The following is a 14,257-nucleotide window of genomic DNA, read 5'->3' as shown; positions in this document are numbered from 1 at the left end:
GCCGCCAGGCGCCAACTGTCATCAGATCGGAGTTTCGAAGACCATGACTGTGGAAACACAAAAGGAAACGTTGGGCTTCCAGACTGAGGTGAAGCAGCTGCTGCACCTCATGATTCACTCGTTGTACTCCAACAAGGAAATCTTCCTGCGGGAGCTGATTTCCAACGCCTCCGACGCCGCTGACAAGCTGCGTTTCGAAGCCCTGGGCAAGCCAGAGCTGCTCGAAGGCGACGCCGACCTGAAAATTCGCCTGAGCTTCGACAAGGACGCCGGTACCGTGACCCTCGAGGACAACGGCATCGGCATGAGCCGCGAAGACGTCATCGCCCACCTGGGTACCATCGCCAAGTCCGGCACCGCCGACTTCATGAAGAACCTCACCGGTGACCAGAAGAAGGACTCGCACCTGATCGGTCAGTTCGGCGTGGGCTTCTACTCCGCGTTCATCGTTGCCGACAAGGTTGACGTGTACAGTCGCCGTGCTGGCCAGCCAGCGGCCGAGGGTGTGCACTGGTCGTCGAAAGGCGAGGGCGAGTTCGAAGTCGCCACCATCGACAAGCCACAGCGCGGCACCCGCATCGTCCTGCACCTGAAGAAGGACGAACTGGAATTCGCTGATGGCTGGCGCCTGCGCAACGTGGTCAAGAAATACTCCGACCACATCGCTCTGCCGATCCAGTTGCCCAAAGAGCAGGCTGGCGCTGAAGGTGAAGAACAGCCGGCCGAAGAGTGGGAAACCGTCAACCGCGCCAGCGCCCTGTGGACCCGTTCGCGCACCGAGGTGAAGGACGAGGAGTACCAGGAGTTCTACAAGCACATCGGCCATGACTTCGAAAACCCGCTGGCCTGGAGCCACAACAAGGTCGAAGGCAAGCTCGAATACAACTCGCTGCTGTACGTGCCGGCCCGTGCGCCGTTCGACCTGTACCAGCGCGAAGCACCGCGCGGCCTGAAGCTGTACGTGCAGCGTGTGTTCATCATGGACCAGGCCGAGTCGTTCCTGCCGCTGTACCTGCGCTTCATCAAGGGTGTGGTCGATTCCAACGACCTGTCGCTGAACGTGTCGCGTGAAATCCTGCAGAAAGACCCGATCATCGATTCGATGAAGACCGCGCTCACCAAGCGCGTGCTGGACATGCTGGAGAAACTGGCGAAGAACGAACCCGAGCAGTACAAGGGCTTCTGGAAGAACTTCGGCCAAGTGTTGAAAGAAGGCCCGGCCGAAGACTTCGCCAACAAGGAGAAAATCGCCGGCCTGCTGCGCTTCGCTTCCACCCAGGACGACAGCGGCGAGCAGAGCGTCGCCCTGGCCGACTACCTGGCCCGTGCGAAGGAAGGCCAGGACAAGATCTACTACCTCACCGGCGAGTCGTACGCGCAGGTCAAGAACAGCCCGCACCTGGAAGTCTTCCGCAAGAAAGGCATCGAAGTGCTGCTGCTGACCGACCGTATCGACGAGTGGCTGATGAGCTACCTCAACGAATTCGACGGCAAGGCCTTCGTTGACATCGCCCGTGGCGATCTGGACCTGGGCAAGCTGGATTCGGAAGAAGACAAGAAAGCCCAGGAAGAAGTCGCCAAGGACAAGGAAGGCCTGGTCGAGCGCCTGAAAGGCGCGCTGGGTGACAGCGTGGCCGAAGTGCGCGTGTCGCACCGCCTGACCGACTCGCCGGCAATCCTGGCCATTGGCGAGCAGGACCTGGGCCTGCAGATGCGTCAGATTCTGGAAGCCAGCGGGCAGAAGGTGCCGGAGTCCAAGCCGATCTTCGAGTTCAACCCGAGCCACCCGCTGATCGAGAAGTTGGACAACGAGCAGAGCGAAGACCGCTTCGCCGAGCTGTCGCACATCCTGTTCGATCAGGCGGCCCTGGCGGCCGGTGACAGCCTGAAGGACCCGGCGGCGTACGTTCGTCGCCTGAACAAGCTGCTGGTCGAGCTGTCTGCTTGAGTTGATGCACAGGAAAGCCCGCTTCGGCGGGCTTTTTTCATGGTGAGCTAAGGAGTGCTTGATGAGCAAGGTAATCGTCGAATCGTTGGTTTATCACCTGTCCGGCAAAACCTATGAAAGCCGCCTGGTCTATGAGCCAGGTGCGCTGCCGAAGCCCGGCCTGGTGATGGCGCCGAACTGGATGGGCATTGGCGAAGGCGCCGAGCGTATCGCCAAGGAAGTGGCCGAGAAGGGCTACGTGGTGTTGATTGCCGACCTGTACGGTCAATCGGTGCGCCCGTCCAACGCCGACGAGGCGGGTGCGGCGATGATGCCGTTGAAGAATGATCGCAGCGAGCTGCGCAAGCGCATGCAGGAAGCCCTGGCGCAGTTGCTGGGGCAGTCGAAGGCGCTACTGGAGCCGGGCAAGGTCGCAACCTTCGGCTTTTGCTTCGGTGGCTGCTGTGCGCTGGAGCTGGCGCGTACCGGCGCCGACCTGCGTGCGGCGGTGTCGTTCCACGGCACCCTGGACACGCCGAACCCGGAGGATGCCAAGCGCATCAAGGGCTCGGTGCTGGTGCTGCATGGCGCTGCCGACCCATTGGTGCCGAAAGAGCAGCTGCCGGCGTTCGAGGACGAGATGAACGCCGCCAAGGTGGACTGGCAGTTGCTGAGCTATGGCGGGGCAGTGCACTCGTTCACCGACCCGAATGCCAATGTGCCGGGTAAGATGCAGTACGACCGCCGTACCTCGGAGCGGGCGTTCCGGTCGATGCATAACCTGCTGACGGAAGTGTTCCAGCGTTGAGATCGCAGGGGGCCGTAACGCGGCCCCCAACATTACCGTGGCAGCTCGATCCTGGAGGTTTCCCCGGGCACCACTGGCCAATCCCTCGCCGCCCAGCGTGCCCTGGCCTGCTCGATCAGCTCCGGGTCACTGGCCACGAAGTTCCAGTTCATCCGCCGTGGACCATCCAGCGGCTCCCCGCCAATCAGCACCAGCTGGCACTCACCCTCCGCGTACAGTGTCACGTCTTCGCCCTCTGGCAGTACCACCAGGCTGCACGGCTCCACGTCCGCGTCGTTCATCTGCAACTCGCCATCCAGCAGGTACAGTGCTCGCTGCGCATGCTCGGTGGGTATCGGCAAGGTGGTTGCCGGCTGCATCCGTACATGGGCATAAAGGGTAGGGGAGAGCACCGGTACCGGTGACTCCAGGCAGAACCCGCTGCCTGCAATCATGCAGATGCGCACCCCCAGGCTGTCACTGACGGGCAGGCTCGCGGCCGGGTGATGGCTGTAGCTTGCCGGGCCTTGCTCATGCTCGCGCGGCGATGCCAGCCATACCTGCAGCCCATGCAGGCGCGAGCCATGGGCCAGGGCATCTTCTGGGGTGCGCTCGACGTGGGCCACGCCGCTGCCTGCGGTCATCCAGCTGACATCACCCGGCAGCACACGCTGTGCCGAGCCGAGGCTGTCCTTGTGCAGGATCGCCCCTTCAAACAGGTAGGTGAGGGTCGACAAGCCGATATGCGGGTGTTGGCGGATGTCCATGCCATGCCCGGGGGCATAGTCGGTTTCGAGCATATGGTCGAAGAACACGAACGGGCCGACGCTGCGGCACTGGGCCGAAGGCAGCGGGCGCAGGATCGGCTGGCCCTCGACCGATTCGGCGCGCGGGCGGATGATCAGGGGGCTGCTCATGGGGTGTGTTCCAGGCGAGGTGGGTGTGCACCCAGCATAGCGGTTTGCCCGCTTCGGCTGAACCGTCTCGTTTGCCGGCCGGTCTACTGTTCTCGTATTTGTAGAAGGAAGCAGCCCATGATTGCCAGAGCGCTGGCCTGCGTAATGTTGTCTGCCTCGCTTTGCCAGGCGGCACACGCGCGCGACTACCGCTACAGCGACGCCCACCTGCACTACGTCGACTTCTTTCAGGAAAGCGAAGGCATGCCGGCGTTGCTCAAGGCCATGGACGCCGCAGGCATCGAGCAGTCGATGATTTCCGGCATTCCAGTGGCCAAGAAATGGCACGAAGACGAACCCAAGCGCCCACGCTATTACGCCGGTGACGACGCCGATGCCTATTGGTACAGCGCCACCGACACCTATGTGGCAGCGGCCCTGGAGCAGTTGCCGATTGAGCAACGAAAACGCTTTCATCCGTTTTTGACCGGCTTCAACCCGGTGGACAAGAACGCTGTCAGCCACATCGAGCGTATGCTCGAAATGAACCCGGGGTTATGGCAGGGCATTGGCGAGGTGTTCACCCGCCACGATGACCTGACCGCGCTGACCAGTGGCGACACACCGCGCGCCAACAACGAGGCCATGACGCGTATCTACCATTTGGCGGCCGAGCGTGACCTGCCGGTGCTCCTGCATTCCAACATCACCTCCAAGCGCGAGCGCAACCCGCTGTACCTGGCGGAGATTGAAGAGCCACTGCGCAATCACCCGCATACACGGTTCATCTGGGCGCATGCGGGCAGCAGCATGGAGATACACCGCCACCAGACGCAGATGGGTTTTCTGTTGCCGGTGCTCACGCGATTGCTGGAGGACTACCCGAACTTGTATGTCGACCTGTCGTGGAGTGTGCTGCAGCCTTATCTGCTGGATGACAAAGGCGTGCCGCGCAAGGAATGGCTGGCGCTGGTCGAGCGCTATCCAGAGCGGTTCATGCTGGGGTCGGATGTGGTGGGGCGGTTTGGCAGCCTGGGTGAGCAGATGCACGGGTTCAAGCCGTTTCTGGATGCCTTGCCGATAGAGGTGGCCAACAAAGTGGTCCGCGATAACTTTCTGGCTGTACTGCCCAGGCAGAAATAAGTGCGACAGGTTAAAAATAAAAACGCCCCGAACCAGTCGGGGCGTTTTCATTTACCGCAGTAGCGTCTTACTTGCCTTCCCAGCGCTTGAGCACCAGGGTGGCGTTTGTGCCGCCGAAGCCGAAGCTGTTGCTCATGACCGTGTCGATCTTGGCGTTTTCTTCGGTGTTACGCAGGATTGGCAGGTCGGCGACCTCTGGGTCCAGCTCATCGATGTTGGCGGAGCCGGCGATGAAGTTGTTTTCCATCATCAGCAGGCAGTAGATCGCCTCGTGCACGCCGGCGGCGCCCAGCGAGTGGCCCGACAGGCTCTTGGTCGAGCTGATCTTCGGTGCCTTGTCGCCGAACACGGCGCGAACACCTTTGATCTCGGCCACGTCACCGACCGGAGTCGAAGTACCGTGGGTGTTCAGGTAGTCGATCGGGGTGTCGACGGTAGCCAGCGCCTGCTGCATGCAGCGGATGGCACCTTCGCCGCTCGGGGCAACCATGTCATAGCCGTCGGAAGTTGCACCGTAGCCAACGATTTCGGCGTAGATCTTGGCGCCACGGGCCAGGGCGTGTTCCAGCTCCTCGACCACCACCATGCCGCCGCCACCTGCGATGACGAAGCCATCACGGTCGGCGTCATAGGCGCGCGAAGCCAGTTCCGGGGTTTCGTTGCGTTTGGTCGACAGGGCGCCCATGGCATCGAACAGGAACGACTGGCTCCAGTGCTCTTCTTCACCACCACCGGCGAAGACGATGTCTTGCTTGCCCCACTGGATCTGCTCCAGGGCGGTGCCGATGCAGTGTGCCGAAGTGGCGCAGGCCGACGAGATCGAGTAGTTCAGGCCCTTGATCTTGAACGGAGTGGCCAGGCACGCCGAAACGGTGCTGCCCATGGTGCGGGTAACGCGGTACGGGCCGACGCGCTTGACGCCTTTCTCGCGCAGGGTGTCCAGCGCTTCCATCTGGTTCAGGGTCGAGGCGCCGCCGGAGCCAGCCACCAGGCCAGTACGCGGGTTGGAAACCTGCTCTTCGGTCAGGCCAGCGTCCTTGATCGCGTCCTGCATCGCCAGATAGGCGTAGGCCGCGGCGTGGCCGACGAAGCGGTAGACCTTGCGGTCGATCAGTTCTTCGAGGTTGAGGTCGATGGACCCGGAAACCTGGCTGCGCAGCCCCATTTCCTTGTATTCCGGGTTGAAACGGATACCCGGACGGCTGTTACGCAGGTTTTCGGTGACGGTCTCTTTGTCATTGCCCAGGCACGATACGATGCCCAGACCAGTGATAACGACGCGGCGCATGCGAATAACCCTTAGAAATTGTCAGTGGAGGTGAACACGCCGACCCGCAGGCCTTCGGCAGTGTAGATCTCGCGGCCGTCGACGCTGACCGAGCCATCGGCGATGGCCATGTTCAGCTTGCCCTTCAGGACGCGCTTGATGTGAATGTTGTAGGTGACTTTCTTGGCGCTAGGCAATACCTGGCCAAAGAACTTCACTTCGCCCGAACCCAGCGCGCGGCCACGGCCTGGCAGACCCTGCCAGCCCAGGAAGAAGCCGACCAGCTGCCACATGGCGTCAAGGCCCAGGCAGCCCGGCATGACCGGATCGCCTTCGAAATGGCAGGCGAAGAACCACAGGTCCGGGGTGATATCCAGCTCGGCGACCAATTCACCTTTGCCGTACTTGCCGCCTTCTTCGCTGATATGGGTGATGCGATCGACCATCAGCATGTTCGGCGCGGGCAGTTGCGCATTACCTGGGCCGAACAGCTCACCGCGACTGCAGCGCAGCAGGTCTTCCCGAGTAAAGGCGTGTTGTTTGGTCATGCGAGCTCCTCAATAACCCCCTGTGGCAGGGGATGAATCTTCCCGGCCGGCCCGAAAACCAATGGCTTCGAGACGGCAGCCTACAGGTAGACTATTGCGTTGTGGTGAAAGTCACAGCGCACCTGCCGAAAGAAGTACAGGTGTGCACTGAAACGTCTATTTTCAGGTCCGATGAAGGTCCTGTCCAGTGTTTAAGACTGCCGCACTTTAGCATTTATCGCCAGTCGCGGTTGTCCGACCGGGTAACCAGCGCTGCAGCACCCGCTGCAGTTCGGTGCGGCGCAAGGGTTTGCTCAGGTAGTCGTCCATGCCAGCGGCCATGCAACGCTCGCGGTCGCCCTGCAAGGCGTTGGCGGTCAGGGCGATGATCGGTAGCCCGGCGCCGTTGGGCAACTGGCGGATGCGCCGGGTGGCTTCATAGCCGTCCAGGTGTGGCAGGCGGCAATCCATCAGCACGGCGGCGAAGCGCTGCTGGCCAACCAGGTCGACCGCCTCAAGGCCATCCTCGGCCGTGCATACCACAAGCCCCAGGCTGCGCAGCATGGCCTCGATGACGCTTTGGTTGACCGGGTTGTCCTCTACCAGCAGTACCTGATCATTGTCGGGCACTATCGTTGGCGCAGTGGTGGGCGGCTTCAGTGGGACGGGGGCAGGGGTGGCGAGGGCCAGTGGCATTTCCAGGGTGAAAGTCGACCCCAGGCCCTCACGGCTTTCACCGCGCAGCTTGCCGCCCATGCGCTCGGCCAAGGTGCGGGCGATCGAAAGCCCCAGCCCGGTGCCGCCATAACGGCGGGAAATCGAGCTGTCGGCCTGCTGGAAAGCGATGAACATCATTTCCAGGCGGTCGCTGTCGATGCCGATGCCGGTGTCGCGCACGCTGCAGGTCAGCCAGATCAGTTGCCGATCGAGTACCTGCCAACGTGCTTCGACCTGTACCTGCCCGCGTTCTGTGAATTTCAGGGCGTTGCCTATCAGGTTCAGCAGGATTTGGCGGATGCGCGTGGGGTCGCCGTTCACCTGCAGTTGCTCGAAGCCGGCCGGCAGTTGCAGGTGCAGGCCCAGGCCGCGCTGCTGGGCGCTGTGCTGGAACGACTGGACACTGCTGGTGATCAACTCGCCGAGATTGAAGTCGATGTGCTCCAGTTGCAGCGCGGCGCGCTCGATACGCGAAAAGTCGAGGATGTCGTTGATGACCTTCAGCAAATGCCCGGTGGACTCGCTGGCCACTGCCGTGTAATCGGCCTGCTCGCTGCTCAGCGGTGTGGTTTCCAGCAACTGCAGCATGCCTAGCACGCCATTCATCGGTGTGCGCAGCTCATGGCTCATCATGGCCAGGAAGTCCGATTTCGCGCGGTTGGCCTGTTCAGCCTCCTCGCGAGCCTGGATCAATTCGGCAATGGCCTGCTTCTGTTCATCGCTGGCCTGTTCCAGGGCGCTGGCCAGGTTGTTGATGTGACGCGCCAGGTGGCCCAGTTCGCTGTCGTCCACCACCGGCAAGGGGGTGTTGTACTCGCCCTGCTGAATGGCCTTGACCGCATGCCCCATGTCGCTGATCGGCTTGGCCAGGCTCAGGGCCAGGCGGCGAGCCAGCAAAAAGGTGAACAGCAGGGCGAACAGTGCAAGGATCCCGGCCTTGATCACGATTTCCTGTTGCCGCTGGCTGAAGGCATCATCGGACATGCCGACTATCACCCGGCCCAGGTAGTCGTCACCAATGGCCGGGGTGGTGGCCTTGCCCTGTTGCAGGAAATCGTTGTCCAGGCGGATCTGTTGCAGGCGGATGGGCGCCTGGAACACTTCTACCTGTTGTGCGCGGTTGGCGCTTTCGTCGGACTGCTCCACGTACACGAGGATGTGGTTGCGGCTGTCCTGCACTTCCAGAAAACGCACATGCGGGATGCTGAGGGTGGCGCGCATCAGCCCTTCAAGTACTTCGTTGTTGCCCGAAATCACCCCGTACTCCGACGCCGGTGCCAACTGGTTGGCGATCAGTTGCCCGGTGTGGTTGAGTTCCTGGCGCAGGTCCTGGATACGCACGAAGGTAAAGAAGCTGATCAACAGCAAGGTCAGCAGCAGGGCAGGGCCGAGGCTGATGATCTGGGTGCGGGTATGAATGTCCCAGCTCAAGCGCTTGGTCATGGGGTGGGGTCTCCTGCGGCCAGGGCCTTGGCGGCGGCGTTCGGATCGATCGGTTCAAGGCCCAGGGCGCGGGCCACCTGCTGGTTGCCACTGACGCCATAGCGTGTCGGGTACAGGCTGCGCGGCCAGCGCGCAGGCGGCTGATCGAGCAACTGGTCGAGCTCCGCCAGCCAGTCGTCCTGATCGCTGTAGGTGCTGGCCAGGGCGCCGGCGCGAACAAAACCGGCGTTCGGCCCGATCAGGGCCATCTGTCGACCATAGCTGCTCAGCAGCAGGTTCTTCGCGGTCTTGGAGTTGTACAGGTTGGGGTCGTCCAGGCCCAGCAGCACATCGCTGCTACCCAGCAGATGCTGCAGCGGCCGGCTGTCACGCGGGTCGGACCAGTCCTGGGCGATGATCTCCAGGCCTAGGGGGCGTGCGGCATGGCGCAACTCGTCGAGCAGAAAACTGCTGTGCTCACCGTACAACACCCCAATGCGCTGGGCCTGCGGCAGCAGGTAGCGCGTCAGGCGCAATTGCCGGCCCAACGGCGCGTCACTCCACAGCAAGGTGAGAAACGCGGGGCGCGACTTTCCCAGGCGCTGTTCAGCCTGTACCCGGCTGACCCGCATGGCCAGGGCCGGTGGGCCGGCGGTTTCGCCCAGCCGCCACTCCAGTGCGGAGCTGTCGAGCAGGATCAAACGCTGGTCGGCTTTGAGCTTGCTCGGGCGCGGCAGGTCGGCTGTGGTCTGGAAATGCACATGATCGTGGGGCCGACGGCTTTCCAGCGCGGCGACGAAACTGCGGATACCGGGCTGGTCCTCAGCCCCCACCAGCAGGATTTCACTGGCCGACAGTGGCCCCAGCGGCCACAGGCACAGCAGCAACAGGCGCAGCAACAGGGCCATCAGAACTCCAGCTCCGCGCTGACGCTCAGGCGGTGGCGGCTGTCGAAGCGGTTCTGGACTGCCGTGGTTGGCTCGTCGTCCAGGCGCTGCTGCCACAGCGCTGCCAGCTCCAGGTTGCTGCCAACCACTCGAAAGCGCTTGGCCAGGCGTAGGTCCAGGCGTTCATAGCGGTACTGGTTGAGAGCATCGTCGCCGTAGTAGAACAGTGCACTCGACCAGCCGGCACCCCATTCGCGCATCCACCCGGCCGAGCCGCTGTTGTGGGCGCTGAGGCGGCGGTCGTCGGGGTTGCTGGCCCAGGCATCGACGTAGGCGTAAGTCAGGCGCAGGCGGTCGCGCAGGGTCGGGCGCCAATCCAATTGTGCCTCGCTGCCGCTGAACCGGGCCTTGTTGGCGTTGCTGGCGATGTACTGGTTGTTCTTCAGCGGTTCACTGATCATGCCGGTGATCTCGTCGTAGAACAGCTTCACATCCATGTTCAAGCCAATGTCGCTGAAAAAGCCGTTGTAGCCCAGCTCGCGCGAGCGCATGCGTTCCTGGTCGAGGTCGCCGGGGCCACGGGTCTTGACGAAGTATTCACCGTGCTGCTGGCCGAACGCGTTGGTGCTGAGGTTCTTGACCGTGTAGCTCCAGTTGACGTTGTTCTCGAACATGTCGGGCGAGCGCACTGCCTCGGAATACACCGCACGCAGGCCATGGCGTGGGGTGATCAGGTAGTTGACCGCGACACGTGGCGTCAGCGAGCTGCCAGACAGGCGCGAGTCTTCGAACATGGCCCCGCCCTGAAGGATCCAGTGCTCGTCGGCGCGCCACTCCAGCTGGCCGAACAGGCGCCAGGTCTGGTCGTCGAGGCTGCCGTTGAAGTAGGTCTGCGAGTCGGCACGGTCATAGCGGTAGTTCATGCCACTGAGCAGGCGAAGGCTGTCGGTCAGGCTCAGGGTATCCTGGATCTCCAGGTCGTAGCGGGTTTCGCGGGTGCTCTGGTCGACATCGCCGCAGACCGGCTGGTTGCCGCCGGCCTTCCATTGCTCCTGCACTTTGTTCGAGAGGGCACTCAACACCGGGTCGCTGGTCGTTGGCAGGTCGCCCAGGGCGACACCGCGCGCTACTTTTTCGGCAAAGTCGGGGTTCATTTGCCAGAGCTGGGTCAGTTCGGCGCTGAACGATTCTAGGGCATCACAGGCGCGCCATACCTGCTGGCGATCGAAATGCTGCGCCGAACCCTGAATATAGAGGCTGTGCTCGGAACTGAAATCCTTGGTCCAGCGCAACGAGCCGGCATAGTCCTTGGCATTGACGTCTGCGTTGTTGCCTGCCTCGTACTTGGCGAACACCGGCTGATAGGTATAAGGCCGCTGGTTGCTACCTTCCTTTGCCGCCAGTTGCCATTCCAGGGTCTGGTCAACCGCCAGGTTGTGGCTGGCACTGAGGTTGAAGCGGGTCAGGCGGCGGCTGTCGCGGTAGTCCTGGCCGAACTGGTTTTCATCGAAGCCGTCGTCTTGCTGGCCCGACACCGACAGGCGCATGTCACCGCCGTCCCAGCCAAAGCCGTGGCTGGCGTAGAAATCGTTGATGCCATCCTGGCCGCGGGTCACCTTCAGCCGCGTGCCATGGCTGTCGGCGGGGTTGCGGGTGAGGATGTTCACCACCGCCATCAGGGCGTTGGCGCCGTAGCTGACGGTGTTTGGGCCGCGGAACACCTCGATGCGCTCGATATCCTCCATGGCCAGGGGAATGTCGCTCCAGTCAACCGTGGCCAGGCCTGCGCGGTACACCGAGCGGCCATCGATCAAAACCTGCATGCGGCGTGCGTCGTTGACGTTGCTGCCGTGGTAGTTGACCGTGGGCTGGTTGCCGGCACCGTAGCCGATCATCATGCCGGGTACCAGGCGCAGCAGCTCAGGGATGTCACGGGCACCGCTGGCGCGGATCAGCTCGCTGTCGAGGACCGTCATGCTGCCCGGGACCGCCGCCGGGGATTGTTTCAGGCGTGTGGCGGTCAGAACCTGTGGCAGGTCGGACGTGTCGATGAACAGGTCGTCGGCCACGGCTGGGCCACCGAGCAGGGCAGTCAGTATGAGCAGGCGCGGGTACGGGGGCGTGCCAGGGAACACGGAGCAGCCTTGTATCAGAGTTGAAACAGGCATGGTAACTGACCTTGGCGTATTTGCCAGTGATCTGGGTTACCTGTACTGGTTCTGTAGCAGGCGAGCCGTATAATGGCGGGGTCGCCACTTAACTTTTGGCTTTAACGGATTGGATATGACTGAACAGCAACCTGTTGCAGTTCTGGGAGGCGGCAGCTTCGGCACCGCCGTGGCGAACCTGCTGGCGGAAAACGGTGTGCCAGTGCGCCAATGGATGCGCGACCCGGCGCAGGCCGAGGCCATGCGCGTCAATCGCGAGAATCCGCGCTACCTCAAGGGCATCCGCCTGCACGATGGCGTCGAACCGGTCAACGACCTGCTCGCTACCCTGCAGGCCAGCGAGTTGGTCTTCGTGGCCCTGCCATCGAGCGCGTTGCGCAGCGTGCTGGCACCGCATGCCGAGTTGCTGCGCGGCAAGGGCCTGGTCAGCCTGACCAAAGGCATCGAAGCGCAAAGCTTCAAACTGATGAGCCAGATACTTGAAGAAATCGCCCCCCAGGCGCGTATTGGCGTGTTGTCGGGGCCCAACCTGGCGCGCGAGATCGCCGAACACGCACTGACTGCCACAGTGGTGGCCAGTGAAGACGAAAAGCTGTGCCAGCAGGTGCAGGCCGTGCTGCACGGGCGTACCTTCCGCGTCTACGCCAGTGCCGACCGTTTTGGCGTCGAACTGGGCGGGGCGCTGAAGAACGTCTACGCGATCATTGCCGGCATGGCCGTGGCCTTGGGGATGGGCGAGAACACCAAGAGCATGCTGATTACCCGGGCCTTGGCTGAAATGACGCGCTTTGCTGTCAGCCAAGGTGCCAACCCCATGACCTTCCTCGGCCTGGCCGGTGTCGGTGACCTGATCGTCACCTGCTCCTCGCCCAAGAGCCGCAACTATCAGGTTGGCTACGCGCTGGGCGAGGGGCACAGCCTGGAAGAGGCGGTCAACCGCCTGGGCGAAGTGGCCGAAGGGGTCAACACGCTCAAGGTGCTCAAGGCCAAGGCTCAGGAAGTGCAGGTGTACATGCCGCTGGTGGCTGGCCTGCATGCCATTCTGTTCGAAGGGCGCACCTTGAACCAAGTGATCGAGCACCTGATGCGTGCCGAGCCCAAAACCGATGTCGACTTCATTTCCATCAGCGGTTTCAACTGAGCCCTTGGTGGCTCTGACACAAGCAAGGAGCAACACATGAACGATACGCCCGAACGCGCCCAGCGCGAGTCGATCATCCTGCGGGTCCTGTGGATGCTGGTGTTCCTGGTGGTCTGGCAACTGGCCGAACTGCTGCTGGGTGGCCTGGTGCTGGTCCAGCTGATCTACCGTCTGGTGTACGGCGCGCCCAGTGCCAGCCTGATGAACTTCGGCGATAGCTTGAGCCAGTACCTGGCGCAAATCGGCCGTTTTGGCAGCTTCCACAGCGACCAGAAGCCCTGGCCGTTCGCGGACTGGCCGGCCCCGCGTGCGCCCGAAGGTGAAGCCGCCCATGCCGTGGCCCCGGCCCCACACCCGGTGCGTGACGAGGAACCCAAGCTGTGAAACTGTGGGTGCTGCGCCACGGGGAAGCGGAGCCACGGGCCAATACCGATGCCGAGCGCCGGCTGACCGCCCATGGCCGCGAGCAGGTGCTGCACAGCGCCGCTCGCCTGCTGGGGCAACCGTTGCAGGCCATCATCGCCAGCCCTTACGTGCGCGCACAGCAGACGGCGGTGCTGGTGCATGACACCCTGGGCTTCGCCGAGCCGGTGCGCACCGTGCCTTGGCTGACGCCCGAGAGTGATGTGCAGCAGGTCATCGGCGAGCTCGAACGCCTGGGGCTTGAGCATGTACTGCTGGTCAGCCACCAGCCGTTGGTGGGCACCTTGGTCGGAGTGCTGGAGCATGGTCACAAGCAGCAGCCGGCAGCCATGAGCACTGCCAGCCTGGCGGAGCTGGAAGGGGATTGGCCACTGGCAGGGCTCATGACGCTTCGGGTGATCAGCTCACCGGGTTGAGCTTGGTGTTGCACGGTGGCCCTGGCCATCAAGAAGGCAACTGGTATTTTTGCCAGTTGCCGCGCTTTATGGCCTCTTGCTAGCGTTGCTCAAAGTCAATCAGGCAGGGAGCAGCGAATGAGCGGTGTGATGCGGGAGCTATTGAGCTCCCTGGACCTGCAACCCACCATAGACCAGGTTGATCAGGGTACTTCGCTGGATTTCGCGCAATACAGCCTGCTGCGCGAATCGGCCGACGCCAAGCTTTACCACCTGATGCACACGGTAAACGGCAACCTCGAACTGGAACCTGCTGTCAGGCAGCAAAGCGAGCTGGACCTGCGCGCCCTGCAGGACGCCTGCATACGTGTCTCCCACCTGTTGCAAACCAGTTGCCTGGCCTTGCGCCGGCTGCAACTGGACTATCACGACCAGCGCCTGGCCCGCGAAGCGCTGGAGAGCCAACTGGCCTACATGCAAGCCTGCCTGCGCCGTTCGCTGAGCAGCTTCGACCGCTCGGCATGACCTGATAGCCCTCGCCGATGACCTTTACGGAC

Annotated in this window: 13 protein-coding genes; 7 read left to right on the top strand and 6 right to left on the bottom strand. The window is 62.6% G+C overall.

All coding sequences use genetic code 11. The annotated features are described in order from the left end of the window. Positions 1-43: 43 nt before the first annotated feature. The gene (gene htpG / locus ACNQP3_RS19560; protein ID WP_264316355.1) at positions 44-1,948 is read left to right on the top strand and encodes a molecular chaperone HtpG; all 1,905 of its coding nucleotides are present in this window, start codon (positions 44-46) and stop codon (positions 1,946-1,948) included. Between the two features lie 61 nt (positions 1,949-2,009). Continuing rightward, the gene (locus ACNQP3_RS19555; RefSeq protein ID WP_012273344.1) at positions 2,010-2,735 is read left to right on the top strand and encodes a dienelactone hydrolase family protein; all 726 of its coding nucleotides are present in this window, start codon (positions 2,010-2,012) and stop codon (positions 2,733-2,735) included. Positions 2,736-2,767: 32 nt separating this feature from the next. Here the strand turns inward: ACNQP3_RS19555 and ACNQP3_RS19550 are convergent, their stop codons facing one another. Continuing rightward, complete coding sequence (locus ACNQP3_RS19550) at positions 2,768-3,631, bottom strand: pirin family protein (protein WP_012273343.1); 864 nt, start codon at positions 3,629-3,631, stop codon at positions 2,768-2,770. Positions 3,632-3,748: 117 nt separating this feature from the next. Between ACNQP3_RS19550 and ACNQP3_RS19545 the strand changes: the two genes are divergently transcribed. Continuing rightward, positions 3,749-4,753, top strand: coding sequence for an amidohydrolase family protein (locus ACNQP3_RS19545; RefSeq protein WP_264316354.1), 1,005 nt, complete (start codon positions 3,749-3,751; stop codon positions 4,751-4,753). Between the two features lie 67 nt (positions 4,754-4,820). Here ACNQP3_RS19545 and fabB read toward each other — a convergent pair whose 3' ends face one another. From fabB to ACNQP3_RS19520, 5 genes are all read right to left on the bottom strand, one after another. Beyond that, positions 4,821-6,041 (bottom strand): beta-ketoacyl-ACP synthase I, encoded by a 1,221-nt coding sequence (gene fabB / locus ACNQP3_RS19540; protein ID WP_012273341.1) that lies wholly within the window; start codon positions 6,039-6,041, stop codon positions 4,821-4,823. Between the two features lie 11 nt (positions 6,042-6,052). Further along, positions 6,053-6,568 carry a 3-hydroxyacyl-[acyl-carrier-protein] dehydratase FabA gene (fabA, locus tag ACNQP3_RS19535; RefSeq protein ID WP_012273340.1) on the bottom strand — a complete coding sequence of 172 codons (516 nt, stop codon included), beginning with the start codon at positions 6,566-6,568 and terminating at the stop codon, positions 6,053-6,055. Positions 6,569-6,775: 207 nt separating this feature from the next. Then, the gene (locus tag ACNQP3_RS19530) at positions 6,776-8,707 is read right to left on the bottom strand and encodes an ATP-binding protein (RefSeq protein WP_264316353.1); all 1,932 of its coding nucleotides are present in this window, start codon (positions 8,705-8,707) and stop codon (positions 6,776-6,778) included. Then, on the bottom strand, positions 8,704-9,594 hold the full coding sequence (locus ACNQP3_RS19525; RefSeq protein ID WP_012273338.1) for an ABC transporter substrate-binding protein: 891 nt from the start codon (positions 9,592-9,594) through the stop codon (positions 8,704-8,706). Before ACNQP3_RS19525 ends, ACNQP3_RS19530 begins: the two co-directional genes overlap by 4 nt. Then, the gene (locus ACNQP3_RS19520) at positions 9,594-11,741 is read right to left on the bottom strand and encodes a TonB-dependent receptor plug domain-containing protein (RefSeq protein WP_264316352.1); all 2,148 of its coding nucleotides are present in this window, start codon (positions 11,739-11,741) and stop codon (positions 9,594-9,596) included. Before ACNQP3_RS19520 ends, ACNQP3_RS19525 begins: the two co-directional genes overlap by 1 nt. A 115-nt stretch (positions 11,742-11,856) precedes the next feature. Between ACNQP3_RS19520 and ACNQP3_RS19515 the strand changes: the two genes are divergently transcribed. The 4 genes from ACNQP3_RS19515 (at position 11,857) to ACNQP3_RS19500 (ending at position 14,225) form a co-directional block, all read left to right on the top strand. Beyond that, complete coding sequence (locus ACNQP3_RS19515) at positions 11,857-12,882, top strand: NAD(P)H-dependent glycerol-3-phosphate dehydrogenase (RefSeq protein WP_060493908.1); 1,026 nt, start codon at positions 11,857-11,859, stop codon at positions 12,880-12,882. 36 nt (positions 12,883-12,918) lie between these two features. Next, complete coding sequence (locus ACNQP3_RS19510; RefSeq protein ID WP_060514473.1) at positions 12,919-13,266, top strand: DUF4389 domain-containing protein; 348 nt, start codon at positions 12,919-12,921, stop codon at positions 13,264-13,266. Next, on the top strand, positions 13,263-13,721 hold the full coding sequence (gene sixA, locus ACNQP3_RS19505) for a phosphohistidine phosphatase SixA (protein ID WP_060514472.1): 459 nt from the start codon (positions 13,263-13,265) through the stop codon (positions 13,719-13,721). Before ACNQP3_RS19510 ends, sixA begins: the two co-directional genes overlap by 4 nt. 129 nt (positions 13,722-13,850) lie before the next feature. After that, a complete protein-coding gene (locus ACNQP3_RS19500; RefSeq protein WP_041166758.1) occupies positions 13,851-14,225 on the top strand; it encodes a hypothetical protein in 375 nt (124 codons plus the stop codon). Positions 14,226-14,257 lie beyond the last annotated feature (32 nt).

Origin of the sequence: Pseudomonas sp. LFS074 (assembly GCF_047978165.1) — a bacterium.
Taxonomy (GTDB): domain Bacteria; phylum Pseudomonadota; class Gammaproteobacteria; order Pseudomonadales; family Pseudomonadaceae; genus Aquipseudomonas; species Aquipseudomonas putida_P.
Note: the sequence above shows the minus strand (reverse complement) of the source record. Positions and strands in the feature narration are given on the sequence as shown.